This window comes from Fulvimonas yonginensis (assembly GCF_037137055.1).
Classification (GTDB): domain Bacteria; phylum Pseudomonadota; class Gammaproteobacteria; order Xanthomonadales; family Rhodanobacteraceae; genus Frateuria_A; species Frateuria_A yonginensis.
In genome coordinates this window covers 400,010-421,815 of sequence record NZ_JBBBNY010000002.1, presented here as the reverse complement: position 1 = coordinate 421,815, position 21,806 = coordinate 400,010, and the positions used below count along the sequence as shown (strand labels likewise).

The window sequence follows — 21,806 nt, the reverse complement described above, 5'->3', positions numbered from 1 at the left end:
CGCGGCCCTTTCTTTTTCAGGCCTCTAAGATGTCCAGACCTGTCTTCGTAATTTGGGCGGCTTTCGGCCTCTTGGCAGCGCTTGCCGTTTGGGTATACGCGCCAGGATTGCACGGCTCGTTCCTCTTTGACGACTTCGCCAACCTACCCTCCCTGGGCGCGACTGGCCCGGTCCAGGATCTTCCCACCTTCTGGCGCTACGTAACTTCAGGCTCGGCCGATCCTCTGGGAAGGCCCCTTTCCCTGTTGAGCTTCCTTCTCGACGCCCGCGACTGGCCCGCAGATCCTTTCCCATTCAAGCGGACGAATCTTTGCCTGCACATCGTCAACGGGCTGCTGCTTTGGCAGTTGTTGCGCGGACTGGGCCTATTGATTCACCCCGAAGATGTTTCTCCACCCGGTCGTACCAGGGTCGAACGCGCCGCCCTCCTGGCAGCCGGCATGTGGCTGCTGCACCCGCTTTTCGTATCGACCACTCTTTATGTCGTGCAACGCGAGGCCATGCTGCCGACGCTGTTCACGCTGACGGGCCTTCTGCTGTGGCTGAAAGGCCGGATCGCATTTGCATCCGGCCGTCCGGGCTGGGGGGTCGCCTGGTTGATGGTCGGCCTGGTTGGCTGCACGGGTCTCGCGACCCTGAGCAAGGCAAATGGGTTGTTGCTTCCTGCGCTCGCCCTGGCGATCGAGGTCACACTGCCGCGGCGCGCACACGAACGGCTCGAACCTTGGAAGTGCGCAGCCTACAAGACGGCCATGACAGTCCTGGCGGTCATTCCAGCCAGCGTAATCGGCGTCTACTTGCTCTACCAGGGCTGGCATGGCGTCGTGCACGGCATTTCCGCCATACGGGCGTGGTCGCTCGGTCAGCGCCTGATGACGGAACCGCGCGTACTGCTCGATTACCTGGATCTACTCTGGCTTCCGCGGCCTTTCACGCCGGGCCTCTTCAATGACCATATCCAGGCTTCGGTGTCGCTGTGGTCGCCATCGAGCACGCTACCCGCCTTGCTGGCGATAGCGACCCTGATAATCGGCGCCCTGATGTTGCGCAGGCGCCTGCCCGCCGTGGCCGCAGCCATCCTCTTCTATTTCGTCGGCCAATCGATCGAATCGAGCTCCATTGCTCTGGAACTGTATTACGAACACAGGAACTACTTGCCTGCGCTCCTGATGTTCTGGCCGCTTGCTTTGTGGTTGAGTGATGTGCCGCAAGTGCATGCGCAGGCGGCTTTCGGCAGGCAGCCTGATCCCCGCCATTGGCGCCTGAAGTCCGGACTGGCACTGGTACTGCTCATTGGCCTCGCCGCAATGACCCACGCCCGAGCGTCGCTCTGGGGCAACACCCATGAGCAGGCGTTGTTGTGGGCCGAACTCAACCCTGCCTCACCGCGCGCCCAGGTCAACGCGGCGCAGGCGGAAATGAACGCAGGTCATGCCGAACTTGCGGTAAGGCGCCTCGTCCCGGCGTTGCGACGTGCGCCGGACGAATCCCAACTAGCCTTGAATCTGCTGGCTGCCCGGTGCCAGCTTGGCAACCTGGACCCTGCAACGCTCGAATCAGCGGCGGGCGCGCTTCGAACCACCCGGGACACCGGCACCTTGCTTGTCAGCTGGTTTCAACGGGCCATCAACCAGACCGAGCTTTCCCCCTGCCCACAGCTCGACCTGGATGCCGTAGAGCGCTTGCTACTCGCCGCGCTCGCGAATCCCAGGCTCACCGATCAGCCCGGGCGCCGGCAGGATCTGTACTATCTGCAGGGTTACATTGCGCTGGCCCGTCGCCAGCCCGATCTTGCCTTGGCCTACTTCGATCGGGCACTGGATCAACAGGTGCGTGTCACTGCGGCCTTCCAACAGGCAGCCCTGCTCGGCTCTGCCGGTTATCCTGGACATGCCCTGGCTCACCTGGATCACTACCAGGCTAAGCGTGATCTGGAAGCACAGCCCGTGCTGGGTATGCCCCGAATCCATGCCTGGGTACTTGCACGCCAGGCGTACTGGGAAAAAGAACTAGCGCGACTGCGCAACACACTCTTGGCCGATCAACGAAACCAGAACAGTCCCGCCAGATGACCCCAATCCGACGTTTGCATCAGGGCGGCTGGTGGTGGCTGCTCGCCTGGTTCGTGGTGACCTGCTTTGTTTATTTGCCGGGTCTTTCCGGTGGCTTCCTGTTCGACGATTATCCGAACATCGTCGACAACCGTGGTGTACAACCTACCGAAGCCAGCGTCGGCTCGCTCGTGCGCGCAGCCCTTTCCTCCCCGGCGAGCGACTTCAAGCGCCCCCTCGCCTCCCTGAGTTTCGCTGCCAACTTCCTGGCTACGGGGCTCGACCCCTTCTGGATGAAGCTCACCAACGTAATCATCCACCTGCTCAACGGCCTGGTGGCCTTCCTGCTGGTACGTGCCTTGCTGCGGACCCAGACGTGTACCCGCATGTACTCCGGGGCGCTGGCGGCCTGGATCACCGGCGCGTGGATGGTACTCCCGGTAAATCTGACCGCGGTGCTGTACATCGTGCAGCGGATGGAAAGCCTCGCGAACCTCTTTGTCCTGCTCGGGCTACTCGGTTATGTGACCGCGCGCCAGCGGATGAGGATCTCTGACGGAGCGCCGTCCGATCGAAGGCGGTCGATGGAAATCCGGGCGGTGCTTCTGTGTTCCGCCAGCCTGAGCCTTCCGATGATCGCCGGCCTTCTCGCCAAAGAAACCGCAGTCATGCTGCCGCTGTACGCGGCATTGGTCGAATGGGTCGTATTCGGGTTTCGCCGGACCGATAGTCGGACCGACTGGCGTATCGCTGGCCTCTTCGTCCTGCTGCTGGTTGTGCCCATGGCCATCGGCCTGGCATGGCTGCTGCCTGGCATCCTGCGCCCGGAAACCTGGGCGGCTCGCGATTTCACCCTGGCTTCCCGCCTGCTCAGCGAGGCGCGGATCGTCGCCACCTACGTCGACTGGATAATTGCGCCGCTTCCCGATGCACTGTCGTTCTACCATGACGACTTCCAGGTATCGACGGGGTTGCTGCACCCCTGGACCACCCTGGCAAGCCTCGCGGCCCTCCTGTCGCTGTTAGGTGTGGGGCTTTGGCAACGCCGGCGCCATCCCCTGTTTTCGCTCGGCGTACTGCTGTTCCTTGGTTGTCATCTGTTGACCGGAACGATTCTTCCGCTCGAGCTGGTTTACGAACACCGCAATTATTTCGCAAGCCTTGGCGTGCTACTGGCGATCATGCCCCCCTTGGCCGCGCTTCCTTCATCCATGGGGGGCCCCACGGCACAATTGCTTCGCCTTCCTCGCCGTGCGCTCCTGCTTGCGATGGTCTTCTGGTGGATAGCCTTGACCGCGTTCACCGCAAAGGCCTGGGGCGACCCCCTTCGCCTGGCCGAAGAGTTAGCCGCGCGCGCACCGCAGTCGCCGAGAGCGCAGTATGAACTCGGGCGGACATACATCATCTATTCCCGTTACGATCCCTCTTCGCCATTCACGAAGTTGGCCTATGCGCCACTCGAACGGGCCGCTGCCTTGCCGGGATCATCCATCCTGCCCCAACAAGCGCTCATTTTCATGAACTCACGCATGCATCTTTCTCTCAAAGACGCATGGTGGGATTCCATGATATCCAAACTGCGAGCCCGCCGGCCAGGCGTACAGGATGAAAGCTCGCTCGGGGCGCTGACCCAATGCCAGGTCGAACACGCTTGCGATCTGCCGAAGTCACGCATGATCGCGGCGTACTTGGCGGCGCTGAGCCACCCGAACCCCAGCGCACGCCTGCTTGCCATGTACGGGGACTACGCCTGGAACGTACTGGGTGATCGCGCGCTCGGTTTGCGTATGCTGTCGGAAGCGGTTGCGGCCGACCCTGCAGAGCCCGCCTACCGAATCACACTAGTGCGAATGTTTTTGGCAGAGGGCGATCGGGCGGAAGCCGGCCTCGCATTGCACGGCCTCGAGTCGCTCAACATCGGGGGGCGGCTCGATGGCACCATCCGGGAGCTGCACGCACGCTTGGATGCGATGTAACAGGGGCCACGACGCTGCATGAATAGACTGCTACGCGGCGCAGTAGTCCAGGCGACCGTTCACACCAGCGGCATCCTTGCGCTGCGCCTACTTGCCCAGGCAGGCACCCTGCTTCTCGTGGCGCGCCTTCTCGGCCCAAGCGACTATGGCACTTTTGCAGGCCTGAGCGCGCTCGCCGTTGTAGTGGGCGCTTTCGGCACGTTCGGGATGCACCTGGTGCTGCTGAAGGAAGTTTCCTGCTCACCGCAGAAACGCAACTCGATCATCTCCTATGCGCTTGCCACTACCGTCGCGAACGGCATGGTTCTGTTGCTGGCTTACCTCGCGCTCGGCCAGTTCCTTCTACATGGTTTCGGGATTGGGATCATCCCCGTCGTGAGCCTGGCAATCGCAGAAACGCTGTTGCAGCCCTTGCTTCAGCTCGCGAGTGCAGAGCATCAGGCACGCGGGAACATCCCCTTGTCGCAAGCTCTCCTCGGGCTACCGCTCGCATTGCGCTTTGCGGCGATCGCTTGCATCTGGTTGTGGCACCCCTGGCCGGTTCTTCCCTCCTATTCGGCCGCCTATCTTCTGGCAACGACCATCGCTCTGGTCGTTGCGATAAGGTCTTTGCCTGAATCATGGCCGCGCCCTCGGTCCTGGCGCTTGCCGAGTCGAGCGAACCTCAGCCACGCGTCGGGATTTGCGTTTCTCAACCTGACTGCGCTCGGGCCTTCCGAGCTGGACAAAACGATCGCCATCCGCCTGCTGCCGCTGGGAGCGGCCGGCGTTTATGCCGCAGGTACCCGTGTGACCGGAGCCATGGTCCTCCCCGTGATCGCCCTGATGCTGTCGGCTTTGCCGAGACTTTTCCGAGGTGCAGCAAGCGGCAAAGACACTGGACTCCTGCGTTGGATCTTCGGCGCGTCGCTGACCTACGGAAGCGTAGCGGCAGCCGGCGTCTGGTTCTGCGCGCCAGGCATTTCCTGGATGTTCGGCAACGGCTACGAGGCCCTGACTGTCGTGATGAAGTGGCTTGCGCTCGCACTCCCGGCGATGGCTTTGCGGGTTGCCGCCGGAAGCGCCTTAATGGCAAGAGGCGGCGCCTGGAACCGCGCGGGCTTCGAGCTACTTGGTCTGATCGTGCTAGTAGTGGCGGCCGGCCCGGCAGTTTCTGCCAACCCAAGGGCAGGCATGCCACTTGCGCTCGCCTGCTCGGAGTGGAGCATGGCCATCGTAGGATGGCTCATCCTCGCGTTGAACCCTTGGCCTCAGGACCGCCAGCAGGCGGAGTAAGGCTGCGCCGGCGGCCGGAAACGACATCGCAAGTCGCCATGCAAAAGGCCTTCCAGGGCAGCCAACTATGGGCCCGTGCCGCCCGAAACGTGGCTCGCAGGGGTAAGGTCAGAAGCCGGCCGCCGATGGCGAGCACGTACCCGGCCCTGTTGTGGGTAAGTTTCTTCGCCAGAAGCCAGTGCCCCCGCACTACGTGATATTCGTAGAAGAGCGATCCGTTGCGGGCGCTGCCTGATCCTTCATGCTCCACAAGTGCCGCGGGCACGTAGGCAACTGGAACCCGCCATGTTTCGATCGCAGCGCCCAGTGCCACGTCTTCGCCGTAGAAAAAAAACTTGTCATCGAATCGAAGCCAAGAAGCCACTTGTGGCGATAGCAGCAGGCAGGCGCCGCTAGGAAAGCTGACGACCCCCGGTACGCGGGTCGGGAGCGCTAGCGCCAGCCAGCGGTGGTATCCCCGCGGTCCTCCCCACCCCCTGCCACGTTCTCGTGGAACTGCAATACCGCTGCCGTCCGCGAGTGCGCCTTGCAAGGCGCATATCGCCCCTGGCTGCAGACGAGCATCCGAATTGATGAGCAAGACCCGGCTAGGCGCGACGGTCGCCAGGTGGTCGAGCACCAGATTCACTGCCGCGGCGAAACCGAGATTTCGCTCCGGGCAATGCCAGTGCACGCGGATGCCAAGCGGGCGCTTGTCCAACATTGCCCGCAGCTCGGCCATCGACTGCCCGCCATCTTCAGAGTTATCTACCAGTTCCACCCGGTCGATCCCTTCGGATGCCAAGGAAGCCAAGCACCCGAACGTGCGGCACGGAGTACGGAAGTGCAGCACGACGGCGACGGTCGGCTCGGAGAGATCCATTACCCTTTACTCTTGCGTGCGGTCAGGATCGTTTCCTCGCACCAGCGAGTTGAAACAGTCGAAAGTATGTCCCCGAGGATCCGGACCAGTACACGCAACGTGCGTGGGCGCACTAGCTTTTCTCGCTCAGCGATCTGAGCAGACTCCCTCCAGAGCCCAGGGCTTTGGCAGCCCCGACGGACCAGTCGCACATCGACGAACCCGGTCTCGCGAAGCCACGAGATCAACAAGCGTTGGCTGGGGATAAGCAGATGGAATGGCGGGTGCAACCCTTTCCATCCCTGCGCGAACAAGATCAGTCCCAATGCCCCGGGATTGGGTAGCGCGACCCACAGAATACCCCCAGGCGTCATCCGTCCATGGATCCGCCCCAAAAGGGCCAGGGGGTCATATACATGCTCGATGACGTGGTTCAGCGTCACGATGTCGAATTTTTCGCTGTCCAGCTCGGGGGCGAAAACATCGCCCTGGATAACGTCCAGTCCTTGCGAGCGACACGCCTCGACCGCGCGAGGATCCGGCTCACAACCGGAGGCCTGAATTCCCATTTCCTGAGCCCGCAGCAGAAACGCTCCGCTACCGCAACCTACGTCCAGAAGCCGCGTCCCACGCCCGCACATAAGCCTTGGAATGTGTCGCCCATACACGTCCAGCTTCTTGCGCAGAGGAGGGAGCAGCTTGAACGCCCATATACCCAGTCGCGATGCTGGCTGGCGCGACATGCGAAAGCGCCAGTTCAGGTAACCGTTGATGAGGCCTGGGACCACACCGGTACGGCGCTCGTTCTCATCCGCAGATTGATGTGTGTAATAGGTAGCGTAGGCAGCCGGCAAAGAGGCCGCGTCCGGCCTCGGATCGAGATAGAGGGACCGGCACCAGCCGCAGCGAACCATGCGCCACCGATCCTGCATCGCAGCCACGTCGTCCTGCCTGCAATATTCCGCGGCGACCCGCGCCGTGTTCCCGCATCCGGGGCACGAGGACAGGCACTCGAGCTCGCCTCGAGACCAACTGCCGGTCCACGGCGTGGTCCTATGCTCGGTTGCAGCAGGCGTAGATCTGCGCATAGGCCTCAACCATCTGCTCGATGGAGAACCGCTCCACCGCACGCCGCCGGGCGCGCTCCGCCATATGGATCCTGAGACCGTCATCGATCGCAAGACACCTTACCGCCTGCGCGAACGACTTGGCGTCATCCTGAGAACACAGGAATCCGGTAACGCCATCCTCGACCAGCTCGGTCAGCGCCGACCCGCGGGTTGCAACGACGGGTAATCCGCAGGCCATCGCCTCGGCGACCACTAGGCCGAAACCCTCCATCCGTGAGGGGAATACTAGGACGTCGGCTTCCTGCATGGCCTTGGCCACCGCCTCGCTGGTAGGAAGACGCCCGAGATCCCGCACCATCACGCCAGTACTACTAAGTGCCCTACTATCGGTGCTGCCAGGGCCTGCGCAACAAAATTCGAAACCCGCCCCCAGCTCGCTAAGTATCGCAGGGAAAAGGTCGACCCCTTTCAATACGGACCACTTACCTACGTAAAGGAGTCTGAAGCGGTCGCGTTGCAATCGCTGTCGAGGCTGGAACAGATCTACGTCTACGCCATTGTGGACGACTTCTACCCTCTTGTTGCCGAGCACCCTCGCGGCACTGGACCCGGCAAATGCACTTACTGCCGTAAGTACGGTGGCACGCCTGGATATGGCGCGCTCATTGGAAGCAACCCAGACCTCGTGGTAGATGCGGCGCAGCTTCCCCTTGTACCTCTGCAAGGCCGGCTCGTGTATGCAGTGATGAACCGTTGCGACCACCGGTATGCCCACGGGCAGGAAGCGCGGGGGCAACCAAGTATTCACGTGTGCGACATCGGCCCAGGCCGGCGGCCGGGGAACGGGCACCGTCCAAGGCGCAAATTCCGCTCGCAAAGGCAGCCAGGTGATTTGAGTACGCAAGCCGCGTTTGGACAGTTCCGCGGCAAGTCGTTCGGTAAAGACATCGGCGCCGCCGCCCGTGCGGATAGCGGGGAACCATACGCCTCGAGCGCCGCCCACCATCAGCCCAGCCCCAATGCCGAGAGCATCTGTCCACCGAATCGGTTCCACGCGAACCCGCCGGCAAATGCGCGCAATGTTTCGGGCGACCACGGTGTGGCCAGTGCATCCAACACGGCAGCAGCCATACCAGCCGCATCACCCGGTGCGACCAATCGACCGCTGACCCCCTCCATCACCGCGTCACATACCCCACCAGTGGCATAGGCGACGGTTGGCACCCCATAGGCAGCAGCCTCCACCGCGACCATCCCGAAACCCTCGGGATCGCCGGGGAGCGCGCGGACAGGAAAGACGTGCACGTCTGCACCGGCGTAAGCCGCGAGCAGGTCCGCGCCGAAGAGCGGCCCGAGGAACCGGACGTTGGCCTGCACGCCTACCGCCACTGCCGCTTCCTGGATGCTGGCCGGCGTCTGGGCCTGGGCATACAGCGCGTCGTTCGGCTCGCCTCCGACGATGACCAGTTGTACGTCCGGTCGCCTCGCGACGATACGAGGGAGCACATCGGCCACGAATTCCCGCAGGCCCTTGCGTGCCGTGAGCCGTCCCACCGACAGCAGCACGGGGACGTCCGCCAGTCGTTGTGCCTCGCGAAAGCGGGCACGTGCCCGGGGGTCCGGATCAGGCAGTTCGACACCTGGATGGACGATCCGCAACCGCTCGGAAGGGACGCCTATGCCGGTCGCGAGCGCGGCAGTCGCGTTGCTGTTGGCGATCAAGCGATCCATCCGCCTCAGCGCCGGCCGCCACAACAACCGGTATAGCGGATGCCTGGCCGCCAGATCCAGGCCATGCACGTACGCCATCGCCTGCCCCTTGCCGGCACGCGCCGCGAGCCATGCCAGAGGCGCGGTCAGCCCGCTGCCGGCAAGCACCACGTCGGGACGCCAGTGTGCCGCTTCGCGGCATGCGCACAGTGCAGCCGAACGCAGGAACTTCGATAGCGGCCTGAGCGGCAGCTCCCTTACCTCCACCCCTTGCGGAGCGGAACGCGCGGCTCCTTCCGGGCCGATCACGCGCACGTGGCAAGTTCTCGACAGCTCCGCGGCCAGGTGCCAGTTCAGCTTCTCCATTCCGCCCCACAGAGGGGGGAAGTTGCGGGTGACCAGGAGCACCCGTTTGGCAGGGCTACTCATCCCGGCGATACGTCAGCGCGGTGATCTGCTCGGAGATCAACCCGATGAGAAACACGATCACCGCTGCACTCCACAGCAACGTGCTGCCGTTGGTCAGCCGCCCGAAGTGCAGATAGGTCCAGAAGTAGTTCAGGCACCCCAACAGAAAGAACACCACGCTCGCCGGCGCGAACAGCTTCAGCGGCGAGTACAGCGTGGCGATCTTGAAGATGATCAGCAGGAAGCGCACGCCGTCGCGCAGCGGGCGGATGTGGCTCTTGCCCACGCGCTGGGCGGCCTTGATCGGGACGTAGGCCACCGGGTAGGCGCTGCGGAAGAAGGCCATGGTGCTGGTGGTGGGGTAGGAGAACCCGTTCGGCAGCAGGTGCAGGAACTCGCGGAACTTCGTCGCCCGCACGGCGCGGAAGCCGGAGGTGAGGTCCAGTACCGGATGACCGGTCATGCGCGTGGCGAGCCAGTTGTAGAGCGTGTTGGCGAGGCCGCGGCCGACCCCCGCCTGGCTGCCCCAGTCGCGCGCGCCGACGGCCATGTCGTAGCCCTCGCCCAGCTTGGCGAGCAGGCGCTCGACGTCGGCGGGGTCGTGCTGGCCGTCGCCGTCCATGAACACCAGCACTTCGCCCTGCGCCGCCCGCGCGCCGCGCTTGATTGCCGCGCCGTTGCCCATCGAGTACGGCGAGGACAGGCAGTCGACGCCGCTCTCGGCGCAGATCGCGCGGGTGTCGTCGGTCGAGCCGTCGTCGACCACGATGATCTCCGCCTCCGGCTGGGCGGCACGCAGGATGGGCAGCAGCCGGGCCAGCGCCGCCGCCTCGTTCTTCGCGGGCAGGATGATGCTCAGGCGTTTCAAGAAGGTTCCCCCGAGGTATCGGGCGATCATAACGCGGGTCACCGCGACCGGAACGGGCCGCTCCCCGGGCGGGATGGCAAAAATGCCGGCTGCAGCACGCTCGCTGGGCTCCACGCGCCGACCAGCCTCCCCGAAGGCCGCTTTCGTGACGGTTTTCGCGGCTTGCCCGGCCATCCGGCTCGCCGCCGCGCCCGAAGATGACCGCGCCGCATTTCTGGAGTAAATTCCTTGTCAATAAGGGGGCTTAAGGCCGGAATCTAGCATGTCATCCCAATTGCAACCGTCGCTGGTCGGGCTCACCGGCATGGCGCGCCGACTGGTATCCGAGGGCGTGCTGCCCGAGGCGGACGCACGCAAGGCGGTCGCCGATTCGGCCCAGGCCAAGGTGTCGCTGATGGCCTGGCTGCTCGACCACGGCCTGGTCGACAGCGCACGGTTGACGCAGATCGCCTCGGCCGAGTTCGGCATGCCGATGATGGACGTCGGCGCCCTCGCGCCGGCATCGATGCCGCTGAGCCTGATCAGCGAAGCGTTGATGACCAAGCACCAGGCGCTGCCGCTGTTCCGCCGCGGCAAGCGCCTGTTCGTGGGCATCGCCGACCCCATGCAGTCGCACGCGCTGGACGAAATCAAGTTCCACTCCAACTGCATGGTGGAACCGATCCTGGTCGAGCGTGGCCAGCTCTCGCGCACCATCGACAACGCGCTGGCGACGATGAACGCCACCATGCCCGACATGGGCGGCGAGGAGCTGGACGAGCTCTCGCTGGAAAGCGGCGACGACGAAGGCGACATGGCCAGCACGGGCATCGACGCCAACGCTGGCGACGACGCGCCTGTGGTCAAGTTCGTCAACAAGATCCTGGTCGACGCGATCCGCCGTGGCGCGTCCGACATCCACTTCGAACCGTTCGAGACGCAGTACCGCGTGCGCCTGCGCATGGACGGCATGCTGCGCCCGGTCGCCAGCCCGCCGATGAAGCTGGCCAGCCGCATTTCCTCCCGCCTGAAGGTAATGGCCGGCCTGGACATCGCCGAGCGCCGCGTGCCGCAGGACGGCCGCATCAAGCTCAACCTGTCCAAGAGCCGCTCGATGGACTTCCGCGTGAGCACGCTGCCCACGCTGTTCGGCGAGAAGATCGTGCTGCGTATCCTGGACAGCTCCTCGGCCAAGCTGGGCATCGACAAGCTCGGCTACGAGGAGGACCAGAAGAAGCTCTACCTGGAGGCCATCCACAAGCCCTACGGCATGGTGCTGGTCACCGGCCCCACCGGCTCGGGCAAGACGGTGTCGCTCTACACCGCGCTCAACATCCTCAACACCCCCGAGCGCAACATCTCCACCGTCGAGGACCCCGTCGAAATCCGCGTCGAGGGCATCAACCAGGTCCAGCAGAACACCAAGCGCGGCATGACCTTCGCGGCGGCCCTGCGCTCGTTCCTGCGCCAGGACCCGGACGTGATCATGGTCGGCGAGATCCGCGACCTGGAGACCGCCGAGATCGCGATCAAGGCCGCGCAGACCGGCCACATGGTGCTCTCCACCCTGCACACCAACGACGCGCCGCAGACCATCGCGCGCCTGATGAACATGGGCATCCCGCCCTACTCCATCACCTCGTCGGTGACCCTGGTGATCGCCCAGCGCCTGGCCCGTCGCCTGCACGACTGCAAGAAGCCGCAGCACTTGCCTCCGCATGCGCTGCTGGCCGCGGGCTTCACCCAGGAGGACATCGACGCCGGCCTGACCCTGTACGAGGCCGGCGGCTGCGAGCACTGCAACGAGGGCTACAAGGGCCGCGTGGGCATCTACCAGGTGATGCCGATGACCGAGGAGATCCAGAAGATCGTGCTGGAGGGGGGCAACGCGCTGCAGATCGGCGAGGTGGCGCGCAGCATCGGCGTCAACGACCTGCGTGCCTCGGCCCTGCTCAAGGTCAAGCAGGGGATCACCAGCCTGGCCGAGATCGACCGCGTCACCAAGGATTGACGCCGGGCCGCGCGCGCGTGAAGTTGCGCCGCGGGGCACGAAACGGCCGGCCAGTTATGGCATAAGCTCCACCGGACGGCCGCGCGCCAGGGCGGCCGTCCATCGAACCACCGGGGGAAATCGGGCATGGCTACGGCTAACGCACTTGCCAAGAACGCGCGTGACGCGGGCGCCCAGCGCGCCGAGGTCAGCAGGCTGACCATGTACGACTGGGTCGCGCTGGACAAGCGCGGCAAGCGCATGAAGGGCGAGATGCCGGCGAAGAACGCCTCGCTGGTGAAGGCCGAGCTGCGCCGCCAGGGCATGAACCCGCAGACCGTGCGCGAGCGCGGCAAGCCGCTGTTCGGTTCCACCGGCAAGTCGGTGAAGCCGGGCGACGTGGCGGTCTTCAGCCGCCAGATCGCCACCATGATGGCCTCCGGCGTGCCGATGGTGCAGGCCTTCGACATCATCGCCGGCGGCCAGAAGAACGTCCGCTTCAAGAACATGCTCATCGATGTCAAGCAGGGCATCGAGGGCGGCGCCTCGCTGCACGAGGCGCTGGGCAAGTACCCGGTGCAGTTCGACGAGCTGTACCGAAACCTGGTGCGGGCCGGCGAATCGGCGGGCGTGCTGGACACGGTGCTGGACACGGTAGCGACCTACAAGGAACGCACCGAGAGCATCAAGAAGAAGATCAAGAAGGCGTTGTTCTACCCGGCAATGGTGCTGGCCGTGGTGTTCCTGGTGACCCTGATCATGCTGCTGTTCGTGGTACCGGTGTTCGCGCAGACGTTCAAGGACGCCGGCGCCGACCTGCCTGCCCCGACCCAGTTCGTGCTCAGCGCCTCCGACTTCGTGGTCGGATACTGGTGGCTGATCATTGGCGTGGTGGTGGGTTCGATCACGGCGGTCATCGCCGGCAAGAAGCGCTCGCCGAAGTTCGCGCATCTGCTCGACCGCATCTCGCTGAAGCTGCCGGTCATGGGCAACATCCTGCGCCAGTCGGCCATCGCGCGCTTCGCGCGCACGCTGGGCGTCACCTTCCGCGCCGGCGTGCCGCTGGTCGAGGCCCTGGATGCGGTCGCTGGAGCGACCGGCAGCATCGTCTACGGCGACGCGGTGAAGCAGATGCGCGACGACATCGCGGTCGGCCACCAGTTGCAGCTGGCGATGAAGCAGACCGGCCTGTTCCCCAACATGGTGGTGCAGATGACCGCCATCGGCGAGGAATCCGGTGCACTGGACAACATGCTCTTCAAGGTTGCCGAGTTCTACGAGGAAGAGGTCAACACCGCGGTGGACACGCTCTCCACGCTGCTCGAGCCGCTGATCATGGTGGTGCTGGGCGTGCTGGTGGGCGGCATGGTGGTCTCGCTGTACCTGCCGATCTTCAAGCTGGCCGGCACGGTGTAGGTGCGATCCCCTGGTCGCCGCCGGCGTCAGGGGGTCCGCGACTTGCGCTGCTGCCTGGCGCCAGAAGCGCGTCATCCATGGCCGCATGTTTCGAAAGTGCGATCATTCCCGACCGCTGCGTGACCCGGTGCCCGGGAACCCCGTAGGACTCGTTCCTGCCCGCGCCGGAAGCGATCTTCACGGTCGCTCTTCAATGGACGCCTCCACGGACAAAGCATGCTCGACATTCCCGTTTGGCTCTGGCTGGTTTCCACCGCGGTGCTCGGCCTGCTGGTGGGCAGTTTCCTCAACGTGGTGATCCTGCGCCTGCCGGCGCGCATGGCCGCGCAGTGGCAGCGCGAGGCGCACGAGGAACTGGAGCTGGAGGTGCCGGACGAGGCGCTTCCGCCAGGCATCGTGCGCGAGCCGTCGCACTGCCCGCACTGCAAGCACCCCCTCTCGGCTGCCGACAACATTCCCGTGTTCGGCTGGCTGCTGCTGCGCGGGCGCTGCCGCTATTGCCGCGAACCGATTTCCATCCAGTACCCGCTGGTGGAGCTGCTCTCGGGCGTGCTCAGCACCGTGGTGGTGTGGAAGTTCGGCCCGAGCTGGGCCGCGCTGGCGGGACTGGTGTTCACCTGGCTGCTGATCGCGCTGGCGGGCATCGACTTCCGCACCCAACTGCTGCCGGACCAGCTCACCTACCCGCTGCTCTGGATCGGACTGCTGCTGGCGCTGCTGCCGATGTTCGTGCCGCCGGCGCCAGCGATCCTGGGCGCGGCGCTCGGCTACCTCAGCCTGTGGAGCGTGTACTGGCTGTTCAAGCTGCTCACCGGCAAGGAAGGCATGGGCTACGGCGACTTCAAGCTGCTCGCCGCGCTGGGCGCCTGGATGGGCCCCGGTGCGCTGCTGCCGGTGGTGCTGCTGTCCTCGCTGGTCGGAGCGCTACTCGGTGGCGCGCTGATCCTGCTTCGACGGCACGGTCGCGAGGTGCCGATGCCGTTCGGACCGTTCATCGCAATGGCCGGCTGGATCTGGTTCGTCGCCGGTGACACCCTGTTGCAGGGCTATCTCCACCTGACCGGCATGCGATGAACACCGAACGCGCCTACGTGGTGGGGCTAACCGGGGGCGTCGCCGCCGGCAAGACCGCCGTCGCCCAGCATTTCGAGGCCCTCGGCGTTCCGGTGCACGACGCCGACGTGGCGGCCCGCGTCGTGGTCGAGCCGGGCAGCGAAGGGCTGGCCGCCATCGTCGAGGCCTTCGGCACCGGCGTGCTCGACGCCCAGGAGCGGCTGGATCGGGCGGCCATGCGCCGGCGCGTATTCACCGATGCGGCGGCCAAGCGCCAGCTCGAGGCGATCATCCATCCGCGCGTGCGCGAATGGCTGCGCCAGCGCGCGCTGGCCGAGACCGAACCCTACTGCCTGCTGGCGATCCCGTTGCTGGTCGAGAACATCGCGCACTACCGTTGGCTCGATCGCATCCTGCTGGTGGACGTGCCCGAGGCGGTTCAGCTGGAGCGCCTGATGGCGCGCGACGGCATCGACCGGGCGCTTGCCGAGCGCATGCTGGGGCAGCAGGCGACCCGCGCCGAGCGGCTCGCGCTCGCCGACGACGTGATCGACAACAGCAGCAGCGAGGCTGCGCTGGAAGGCCACGTGCAAGCCCTGCATCGACGCTATCTGGCCCTGGCGGCAGACCGGTAGGCGGCCGCCGGGCGCACGCGTGCCGCGTCGTCCGCGGTGACCGCCGGATCACCTGCCGGCAGCCAGCAACGCCCGCAGGATCGCCCGGTCGGCGGGCGCCAGCGTGCCGGCTTCGATGTCGCACGGCTGCCGCCACTGCAGGGCCTGGCCCTCCACCGATCGCGGCGTACCCTGCCAGCGGTCGATCCGCCAGGCGTCCAGCAACAGGGCACGCTCGCCGTAGGACCACGGCACCCGGACCAGGGGTGTGGCGCTGGCGGCCTGCACGCGGATGTCCAGCTCCTCGTGCAGTTCGCGCGCCAGGCCGTCGGCCGGGGATTCGCCCGGCTCCAGCTTGCCTCCCGGGAACTCCCACATCCCGGCCAGGTGCTTGCCCGGCGGCCGCTGCGCGAGCAGGACCCGGCCGGCCGCGTCGCGCAGGACGCCGGCCATCACGTGCAGCGCGTCCAAGGTGTCAGCTTTCGCGGACGTACTCGACCATGTCGAACCCGTACTTGTGCTCGGCATCGGGCTTGTGGTGGGTGCGGGAGACTTCGGTCCAGTCGCTGAAGTGCACGCCCGGGAAAAAGGTATCGGCACCCTCCACGGCGGTCTGCACCCAGGTCAGGTACATGCGCCTGGCATGCGGCAACGCCGCGGCATACACCTGCCCGCCGCCGATCACCATCAGGCCGGTGCCGCCGGCGCGCGCCTGGGCCTCCTCCAGCGAGCGCACCGTGGTCTGACCGGGAAACGGCGCCTCGTGGCGGCGCGAGAGCACCAGGTTGTGCCGGTCCGGCAATGCCTTGCCGATCGCCACGGCGGTGTTGTAGCCCATCAGCACGTACCGGCCCACGGTCAACTGCTTGAACCAGCGCAGGTCGTCAGGCAGATGCCAGGGAAGCTGCCCCTTGCGTCCGATGGCGAAGTTCTCATCCAGTGCGGCGATCAGCGAAATGGCCATCGTGACTCCTGACAGGGGGAAGATCTTTCCAATGGCACATGCCGTGGGCACGTCCACGTTCCAAGCTGGCGCCATTGTAGCCACTCGCGGAGGCACGGAGATGCACATTGCAGGCGCCTTGCTGGCCGTGGCGGCCGCCGGCGGACCGGCGGCCGGGCCCGCCGACGCCCCGACCGTGATGCCGACACGGTTCGAGGCCGGCCACTTCTTCGCGGTGCCGCGGACCGTGGACGGCCAGGGCCTGCGACTGATCGTCGACACCGGCGGTGGCGGCGGGGCCGGCCTGTACTGGCTGAGCGGCGCCACCGCGCAGCGGCTCGGCCTGAAGACGTCGCGCTGCACGATCGGCGGGGAGCGCCTCGAGGTGGCGCCGCTACCGCGATACGCCCCGGGCCAGGGCTTGCCCGCGCCCGAGTCGCCGTGCGGGCCGGTGTTGCTCGTCAACGCCCAGTTCCGGCCGAACGCCGCCAGCGGCGACGGCCAGCTCGGCGCCGGCTACCTGCCGGGCCGCGTGTGGACGTTCGACTACCCGGCACGGCGGCTCGTCCTGGAACCTCCTGCCTGGCAGCCCGACCCGGCCGCCCACGCCACACCGCTGGGGTTCCGCCGCGACGCCAAGGGCCACCTGGAAAGCGGGTTCCCGCGCCTGACCATCCGCGTCGACGGCCAGCCGCTGGACATGCTGCTCGACACCGGCGCGACGGCCCATCCCACCGCCGCCGGCAAGAAGGCCAGCGGCACGCCGACGGTCGGCGGCTACGGCGTCACCAGCTACATCACCACCAGCATGCTCGAGCACTGGCACCAGGCGCATCCGGACTGGCGCGTGGTCGACCAGGGCGACGACCTGTTCGGCCCGACGCACGCCACGCGGCTCATCCGGGTGCCGGCGGTGGAGATCGCCGGCTGGTCGGTCGGGCCGGTCTGGTTCACGGAGCGACCGGACCGCGCGTTCCACGTCTTCATGTCCAGCATGATGGACAAACGGGTGGAGGGTGCGGTCGGCGGCAACGTGTTCGGCCACTTCGCCATGACCATCGACTATCCGCATGAGAAGGTCTACTTCCGCTGCCGGAAAGGCTGCCGGGCAGCGCGGTAGCAGCTGCAAGGAGCGGGCCTACTCGGCCCGTCCGTCGTCCGCGGGCTCGTCGGAGGGAGCGTCCGGCTCGTCGTCGTAGATCGCCACGTGCGGCACGCCGTCGGCGCCGATCCAGCCCCGGTACATGCCATCGGTATTGAACGGCGTGGCGATGTTGCCCTTCGCGTCCAGCGCGATGGCACCGCCGTTGCCGCCCATCGCGGGAATCTCCTGGTTGATCACCTCGGCGGCGGCGCGCTCCAGCGGCACGCGCATCAGCGACACCCGCATGCAGATCGCGTGCGCCGCCACCGTGCGCATGTAGAACTCGCCCCAGCCGGTGCCCGACACCGCGCAATCGGCATTGGCGTAGGTGCCCGCGCCGATGATCGGGGAGTCGCCGATCCGGCCCCAGCGCTTGTCGGTCATGCCGCCGGTGGAGGTGCCGGCGGCGAGATGGCCCTGCGCGTCCCGCGCGACGGCGCCCACGGTACCGAAGTGCCTGGCGGTGTCCGGATCGCTGTGCGGCTTGCCCTCGCGGTCCTCCTTCAACGCCCGCTGCAACTGCCGCCAACGCGCCTCGGTGAAGAAGTACGACGGATCCACCAGCGGTACGCCCACCTCGCGGGCGAACGCCTCCGCACCGTCGCCGACCAGCATCACGTGCTGTGATTTCCCGAGCACCGCGCGGGCCAGCAGGATGGGATTCCTGACCCGGTGCACGCCGGCCACTGCACCCGCGCGCAGCGTGCTGCCGTCCATCACCGCGGCGTCCAGCTCGTTGCGCCCGTCATGGGTGAACACCGCGCCCTTGCCGGCGTTGAAGTTGGGGTCGTCCTCCAGCACGGTGATCGCGGCGGTGACGCCATCCAGCGCCGGCTTGCCGGCCTTGAGCTCGGCATAGCCCCGCTGCAGCGCCTTGGCCAGCGCCGCCCGGACCGCTTTCTCCCTGGTCGGGTCCAGGTCACGTCTGATGACACCCGAGCCGCCGTGGATGACGAGCACGGGCGCGGTGGTGGCATGGCTCATGGCGGCGACCCCGAAGAACGCGGTCAGAGCAGCGAACACGCGAAACGACTTCATTCGGATTTCCCGGCAGACGAGCCGAGTATATCCACGCCCCGACCTCGTTCGGCATGGGTCCGTGGCCTGGGGGCGGACACGCGGCTCACGCTCGCGTGTCGCCCGTCAGGCGGCGTGCTACCGGGCGGCCGTCGCGCTCGCCGGGCAACCGCGATGCGGCGTGACCTCGAGGGCGTACTGCAGGCCTTCGCCGGGCACCGTGCCGGAGGCCTGCAGGCGTTGGCCCAGCGGGCCTTCCAGACGGGTGCTCACCGGCTGGGCATCCGCTTTCTGGCTGATGGCCAGATCGAGCCTGACCCGATCCTGTCCGATGGCCACGGGAACGGCGGCCAACTGGATGCCCTCGGTGCGCAGGGTTCCGGTCTTGCCGGGTGCCGTGCACAGAGCGGCCTTCAGCCGTCGTGCGTGGCTTGCTCCGGCATCGTCGCCGGTCAACGCGAGCTGGATGTCCAACTGGTACAAGCCCGGGCCTGGCGCTTGCCGGTGGCCCGACCGGGCCGTCGGGGCACTGGCCGCGTACACGGCGGCACCGACGGAGGCGGCGAGCACGAGGCCGGCAAACAGGCCGACGCGGCGGCGGACCAGGCTGGGCGGTCGCAACCTGAGCATGGCGATGCGCTCCGTGAGTGGATGGTGGAACGACCAACTGCACCCAACCGGCAGGACGTGCGCGGCTGGGGCTTTCAACAACGCTTGGACGTAACGGCGACGGCTGCCGGCATGCTCGCGCACGACGGCGGCATCGCAGGCCAGTTCCTGGTCCCGGCGAAGGGCAGCGAGCGCCCACCAGGCCAGCGGGTGGAACCAGAGCAACGAGGCGGACACCCGCGCCATCAAGCTCCACCAGCCGTCGCGACGTCGCGCGTGCATGGCCTCGTGAGCGAGGACCAGGGCACGCTCGTCAGCGGCATAGCGCTCCCCGAAGTCGGCCGGCACGACGATCCGCGGGCGCAGGGCGCCGACCAGCGCCGGTCCGATACATGGCGAGTCGGCACGCAGTACGGGCCACGCCAGGGAACACTCGGCAAGCGGCACCGCTCGGCGCAGGTTCGCGCAGTAACGCGCCTGCGCCCAGGCGGCGAGCGCGAGGCTTGCCACCGCGCCGGCCAGCCAGAGCCACGCCGCTGCGGCCTGCCAGGCCAATGCAGGTACCTGCGCCGTCGCCAACGGCAGCCGGCTCGGGAGGGTGGCGGCCAGGGCGCTGGACCAGGCGTTCGTCGACGCCGTCGCGTGCGGCAGCTCACCGGCCAGCACGGCCAGTGGCGGTAGCAGCCACAGCGCGAAGGCGTGCTCTGCACCGAACAACCGTCGGCAGGGCCGGCGCAGCAACGCCACGCACGGCACGGCCACGGTGAAGGCCAGCACCGCCCGCCAGCTGCGGCCCAGCCAGTCCACGCCGCTCGGGTCAATGCTCATCGTCGAGCTCCTGCAACAGCTTCTTCAGCTCGGCGACATCCCTCTTGGAGAGCTTGCGCTGCTCGGAGAAGTGCGCGACCAGCGGAGCGACGCGGCCGCCGAACAGGCGGTCGAGCAGGCCCTTGCTCTCCTGGGAGACGTATTTCTCGCGGCTGAGCAGCGGCGTGTAGAGGTAACGGCGGCCGTCGCGTTCGGCCGCGACTGCCTTCTTCTTGAGCAGGCGGTTGAGCAGCGACTTGACGGTGCCTTCCTGCCAGCCCTGGCGGGGACCGAGTTCGGCCAGGATCTCTTCCGCACTACGCGGCGCCTGGTGCCAGAGCACCTCCATGACGACGGCCTCGGCTTCGCTGACGGCCATGCAGCATCCAATTACGTTTGTAAACAACACCCATGCTTACACGCGTAAACGTAAACGTCAAGCCCCGGTCACAGAGCGTCGCTTCGCGCTGCCGGGCCACGGTGCCTCGCTGGCGGACATCCACGTGTGCGGATCGCGCCATGCGCTCGCGCGGGGCGGCAATCCCCGGGCTTGGACCTTGGTACGACGCGGCCGAGGCGGGTTCCGTCGTATCCTAGGCAGCTGAACTCTCATCCCGAAGGCACTGCTATGGACAAGGTGTATGCGACCGCGAAGGCGGCCCTAGACGGCCTGCTGTTCGACGAGATGACGATTGCCGCCGGCGGCTTCGGCCTGTGCGGCATTCCGGAGAACCTCATCGGCGCGCTGCTCGAGGCCGGCACCAAGGGCCTGACCATCGTGGGCAACAACGCGGGTGTCGACGACTTCGGCATGGGGCCGCTGCTCAAGACCCACCAGGTCAAGCGCGTGTACGCCTCCTACGTGGGCGAGAACAAGGAGTTCGAACGGCAGGTGCTGTCGGGCGAGCTGGAGCTGCATCTGACCCCGCAGGGTACGCTGGCCGAGAAGCTGCGCGCCGGCGGCGCCGGCATCCCGGCCTTCTACACCCGCACCGCGTTCGGCACCAAGCTCGCCGAGGGCAAGGAGACCAAGGTTTTCGACGGCAAGGAATACGTGCTGGAGGAGGCGATCCGTGCGGACCTGTCCATCGTCAAGGCATGGAAGGGCGATCGCCTGGGCAACCTGGTTTTCCGCAAGACGGCGCGCAACTTCAACCCGATGATCGCCACCTGCGGCAAGGTCTGCGTGGCCGAGGTCGAGGAACTGGTCGAGGTCGGCGAGCTCGACCCGGACCACATCCACGTGCCGGGCATCTACGTCGACCGCATCGTGCAGGGCGCGAAGTACGAGAAGCGGATCGAGTTCCGCACCGTCGCTGGCGCCAACACCGGCAAGGAAAGCCCGACCCGCATGGCGATGGCGCGCCGCGCGGCCAGGGAACTGCGCGACGGCTACTACGTCAATCTCGGCATCGGCATCCCGACCCTGGTCGCCAACTTCATCCCCGCAGGGATGGACGTGATCCTGCAGTCCGAGAACGGCCTGCTCGGCATCGGCCCGTTCCCCACCGACGATCAGGTCGACCCTGACCTGATCAACGCCGGCAAGCAGACCATCACCACCCTGCCCGGCTCGAGCTTCTTCTCCAGCGCCGAATCGTTCGCGATGATCCGCGGCGGTCACGTCGACCTGTCGATCCTCGGCGGCCTGGAGGTGTCCTGCACGGGCGACCTCGCGAACTGGATGGTGCCGGGCAAGATGGTCAAGGGCCCGGGTGGCGCGATGGACCTGGTCAGCGGAGTCAAGCGCGTGGTGGTGCTGATGGAGCACACCGCGAAGGACGGCTCGCCCAAGATCAAGCCGCAGTGCGACCTGCCGCTGACCGGCAAGGAGGTGGTCGACCTGATCATCACCGACCTGGCGGTGTTCGAGGTGGAGAAGGGCAAGGGGCTGACCCTGATCGAGCTCGCCGAGGGCGTGAGCCTGGACGAGGTCAAGGCCAAGACCGGCTGCGCGTTCAAGGTTGCGCTGCAGGGCTGACGGCAGCGCCGGGTCCCGCCCGGCGCTGCCGTCAGGAGCGGGCTTGCTCGGAAT

Annotated in this window: 19 protein-coding genes; 9 read left to right on the top strand and 10 right to left on the bottom strand. The window is 66.4% G+C overall.

The genetic code is table 11. The features are described 5' to 3' along the window. The first annotated feature begins 29 nt into the window (after nt 1-29). From WAT24_RS05170 to WAT24_RS05160, 3 genes are read left to right on the top strand one after another with little or no spacing between them, the layout of a single operon-like run. Entirely contained in the window at nt 30-2,072 is a 2,043-nt protein-coding gene (locus tag WAT24_RS05170) for a tetratricopeptide repeat protein (protein ID WP_336806754.1), read from the top strand. Next, entirely contained in the window at nt 2,069-4,027 is a 1,959-nt protein-coding gene (locus tag WAT24_RS05165) for a tetratricopeptide repeat protein (RefSeq protein ID WP_336806753.1), read from the top strand. Before WAT24_RS05170 ends, WAT24_RS05165 begins: the two co-directional genes overlap by 4 nt. Before the next feature lie 18 nt (nt 4,028-4,045). Then, nucleotides 4,046-5,302, top strand: a complete 1,257-nt coding sequence (locus WAT24_RS05160; protein ID WP_336806752.1) for a lipopolysaccharide biosynthesis protein — start codon at nt 4,046-4,048, stop codon at nt 5,300-5,302. Here WAT24_RS05160 and WAT24_RS05155 read toward each other — a convergent pair. From WAT24_RS05155 to WAT24_RS05135, 5 genes are all read right to left on the bottom strand, one after another. Continuing rightward, entirely contained in the window at nt 5,253-6,164 is a 912-nt protein-coding gene (locus WAT24_RS05155; protein WP_336806751.1) for a glycosyltransferase family 2 protein, read from the bottom strand. The genes WAT24_RS05160 and WAT24_RS05155 overlap by 50 nt on opposite strands. After that, complete coding sequence (locus WAT24_RS05150) at nt 6,164-7,075, bottom strand: class I SAM-dependent methyltransferase (protein WP_336806876.1); 912 nt, start codon at nt 7,073-7,075, stop codon at nt 6,164-6,166. Before WAT24_RS05150 ends, WAT24_RS05155 begins: the two co-directional genes overlap by 1 nt. Before the next feature lie 121 nt (nt 7,076-7,196). After that, on the bottom strand, nt 7,197-8,219 hold the full coding sequence (locus tag WAT24_RS05145; protein ID WP_336806750.1) for a glycosyltransferase family 4 protein: 1,023 nt from the start codon (nt 8,217-8,219) through the stop codon (nt 7,197-7,199). Next, nucleotides 8,219-9,352 (bottom strand): glycosyltransferase family 4 protein, encoded by a 1,134-nt coding sequence (locus tag WAT24_RS05140; RefSeq protein ID WP_336806749.1) that lies wholly within the window; start codon nt 9,350-9,352, stop codon nt 8,219-8,221. The genes WAT24_RS05145 and WAT24_RS05140 overlap by 1 nt, the downstream gene beginning before the upstream one ends. Continuing rightward, entirely contained in the window at nt 9,345-10,199 is an 855-nt protein-coding gene (locus WAT24_RS05135) for a glycosyltransferase family 2 protein (protein ID WP_336806748.1), read from the bottom strand. Before WAT24_RS05135 ends, WAT24_RS05140 begins: the two co-directional genes overlap by 8 nt. Before the next feature lie 262 nt (nt 10,200-10,461). Here WAT24_RS05135 and pilB point away from each other — a divergent pair, with 262 nt between their 5' ends. The 4 genes from pilB to coaE all read left to right on the top strand — a co-directional run bounded on the left by pilB (nt 10,462) and on the right by coaE (nt 15,272). Beyond that, on the top strand, nt 10,462-12,189 hold the full coding sequence (pilB, locus tag WAT24_RS05130) for a type IV-A pilus assembly ATPase PilB (protein ID WP_336806747.1): 1,728 nt from the start codon (nt 10,462-10,464) through the stop codon (nt 12,187-12,189). 126 nt (nt 12,190-12,315) lie between these two features. After that, nucleotides 12,316-13,584: a type II secretion system F family protein gene (locus WAT24_RS05125; RefSeq protein WP_336806746.1), complete on the top strand. Its 1,269-nt coding sequence runs from the start codon at nt 12,316-12,318 to the stop codon at nt 13,582-13,584. A gap of 216 nt (nt 13,585-13,800) precedes the next feature. Next, nucleotides 13,801-14,658 (top strand): prepilin peptidase, encoded by an 858-nt coding sequence (locus WAT24_RS05120; RefSeq protein WP_336806745.1) that lies wholly within the window; start codon nt 13,801-13,803, stop codon nt 14,656-14,658. Further along, complete coding sequence (coaE, locus tag WAT24_RS05115) at nt 14,655-15,272, top strand: dephospho-CoA kinase (protein ID WP_336806744.1); 618 nt, start codon at nt 14,655-14,657, stop codon at nt 15,270-15,272. The genes WAT24_RS05120 and coaE overlap by 4 nt, the downstream gene beginning before the upstream one ends. A 48-nt stretch (nt 15,273-15,320) precedes the next feature. On the opposite strand, the gene WAT24_RS05110 is transcribed toward coaE, so the two are convergent. Together WAT24_RS05110 and WAT24_RS05105 are read right to left on the bottom strand one after the other, a co-directional pair. Next, nucleotides 15,321-15,722, bottom strand: a complete 402-nt coding sequence (locus tag WAT24_RS05110) for an NUDIX domain-containing protein (protein WP_336806743.1) — start codon at nt 15,720-15,722, stop codon at nt 15,321-15,323. 4 nt (nt 15,723-15,726) lie between these two features. Further along, on the bottom strand, nt 15,727-16,215 hold the full coding sequence (locus WAT24_RS05105; protein WP_336806742.1) for a dihydrofolate reductase: 489 nt from the start codon (nt 16,213-16,215) through the stop codon (nt 15,727-15,729). 100 nt (nt 16,216-16,315) lie between these two features. On the opposite strand from WAT24_RS05105, the gene WAT24_RS05100 reads away from it, so the two are divergent. Next, a complete protein-coding gene (locus tag WAT24_RS05100) occupies nt 16,316-17,314 on the top strand; it encodes a hypothetical protein (RefSeq protein WP_336806741.1) in 999 nt (332 codons plus the stop codon). Between the two features lie 18 nt (nt 17,315-17,332). On the opposite strand, the gene WAT24_RS05095 is transcribed toward WAT24_RS05100, so the two are convergent. The 3 genes from WAT24_RS05095 to WAT24_RS05085 all read right to left on the bottom strand — a co-directional run bounded on the left by WAT24_RS05095 (nt 17,333) and on the right by WAT24_RS05085 (nt 20,150). Next, nucleotides 17,333-18,322: an isoaspartyl peptidase/L-asparaginase family protein gene (locus tag WAT24_RS05095; RefSeq protein ID WP_336806875.1), complete on the bottom strand. Its 990-nt coding sequence runs from the start codon at nt 18,320-18,322 to the stop codon at nt 17,333-17,335. A 171-nt stretch (nt 18,323-18,493) separates the two neighbouring features. Further along, on the bottom strand, nt 18,494-19,792 hold the full coding sequence (locus WAT24_RS05090) for a M56 family metallopeptidase (RefSeq protein ID WP_336806740.1): 1,299 nt from the start codon (nt 19,790-19,792) through the stop codon (nt 18,494-18,496). Then, the gene (locus tag WAT24_RS05085; protein WP_336806739.1) at nt 19,782-20,150 is read right to left on the bottom strand and encodes a BlaI/MecI/CopY family transcriptional regulator; all 369 of its coding nucleotides are present in this window, start codon (nt 20,148-20,150) and stop codon (nt 19,782-19,784) included. Before WAT24_RS05085 ends, WAT24_RS05090 begins: the two co-directional genes overlap by 11 nt. 249 nt (nt 20,151-20,399) lie before the next feature. Between WAT24_RS05085 and WAT24_RS05080 the strand changes: the two genes are divergently transcribed. Continuing rightward, entirely contained in the window at nt 20,400-21,752 is a 1,353-nt protein-coding gene (locus WAT24_RS05080; RefSeq protein WP_336806738.1) for a 3-oxoacid CoA-transferase, read from the top strand. Nucleotides 21,753-21,806: the final 54 nt, after the last annotated feature.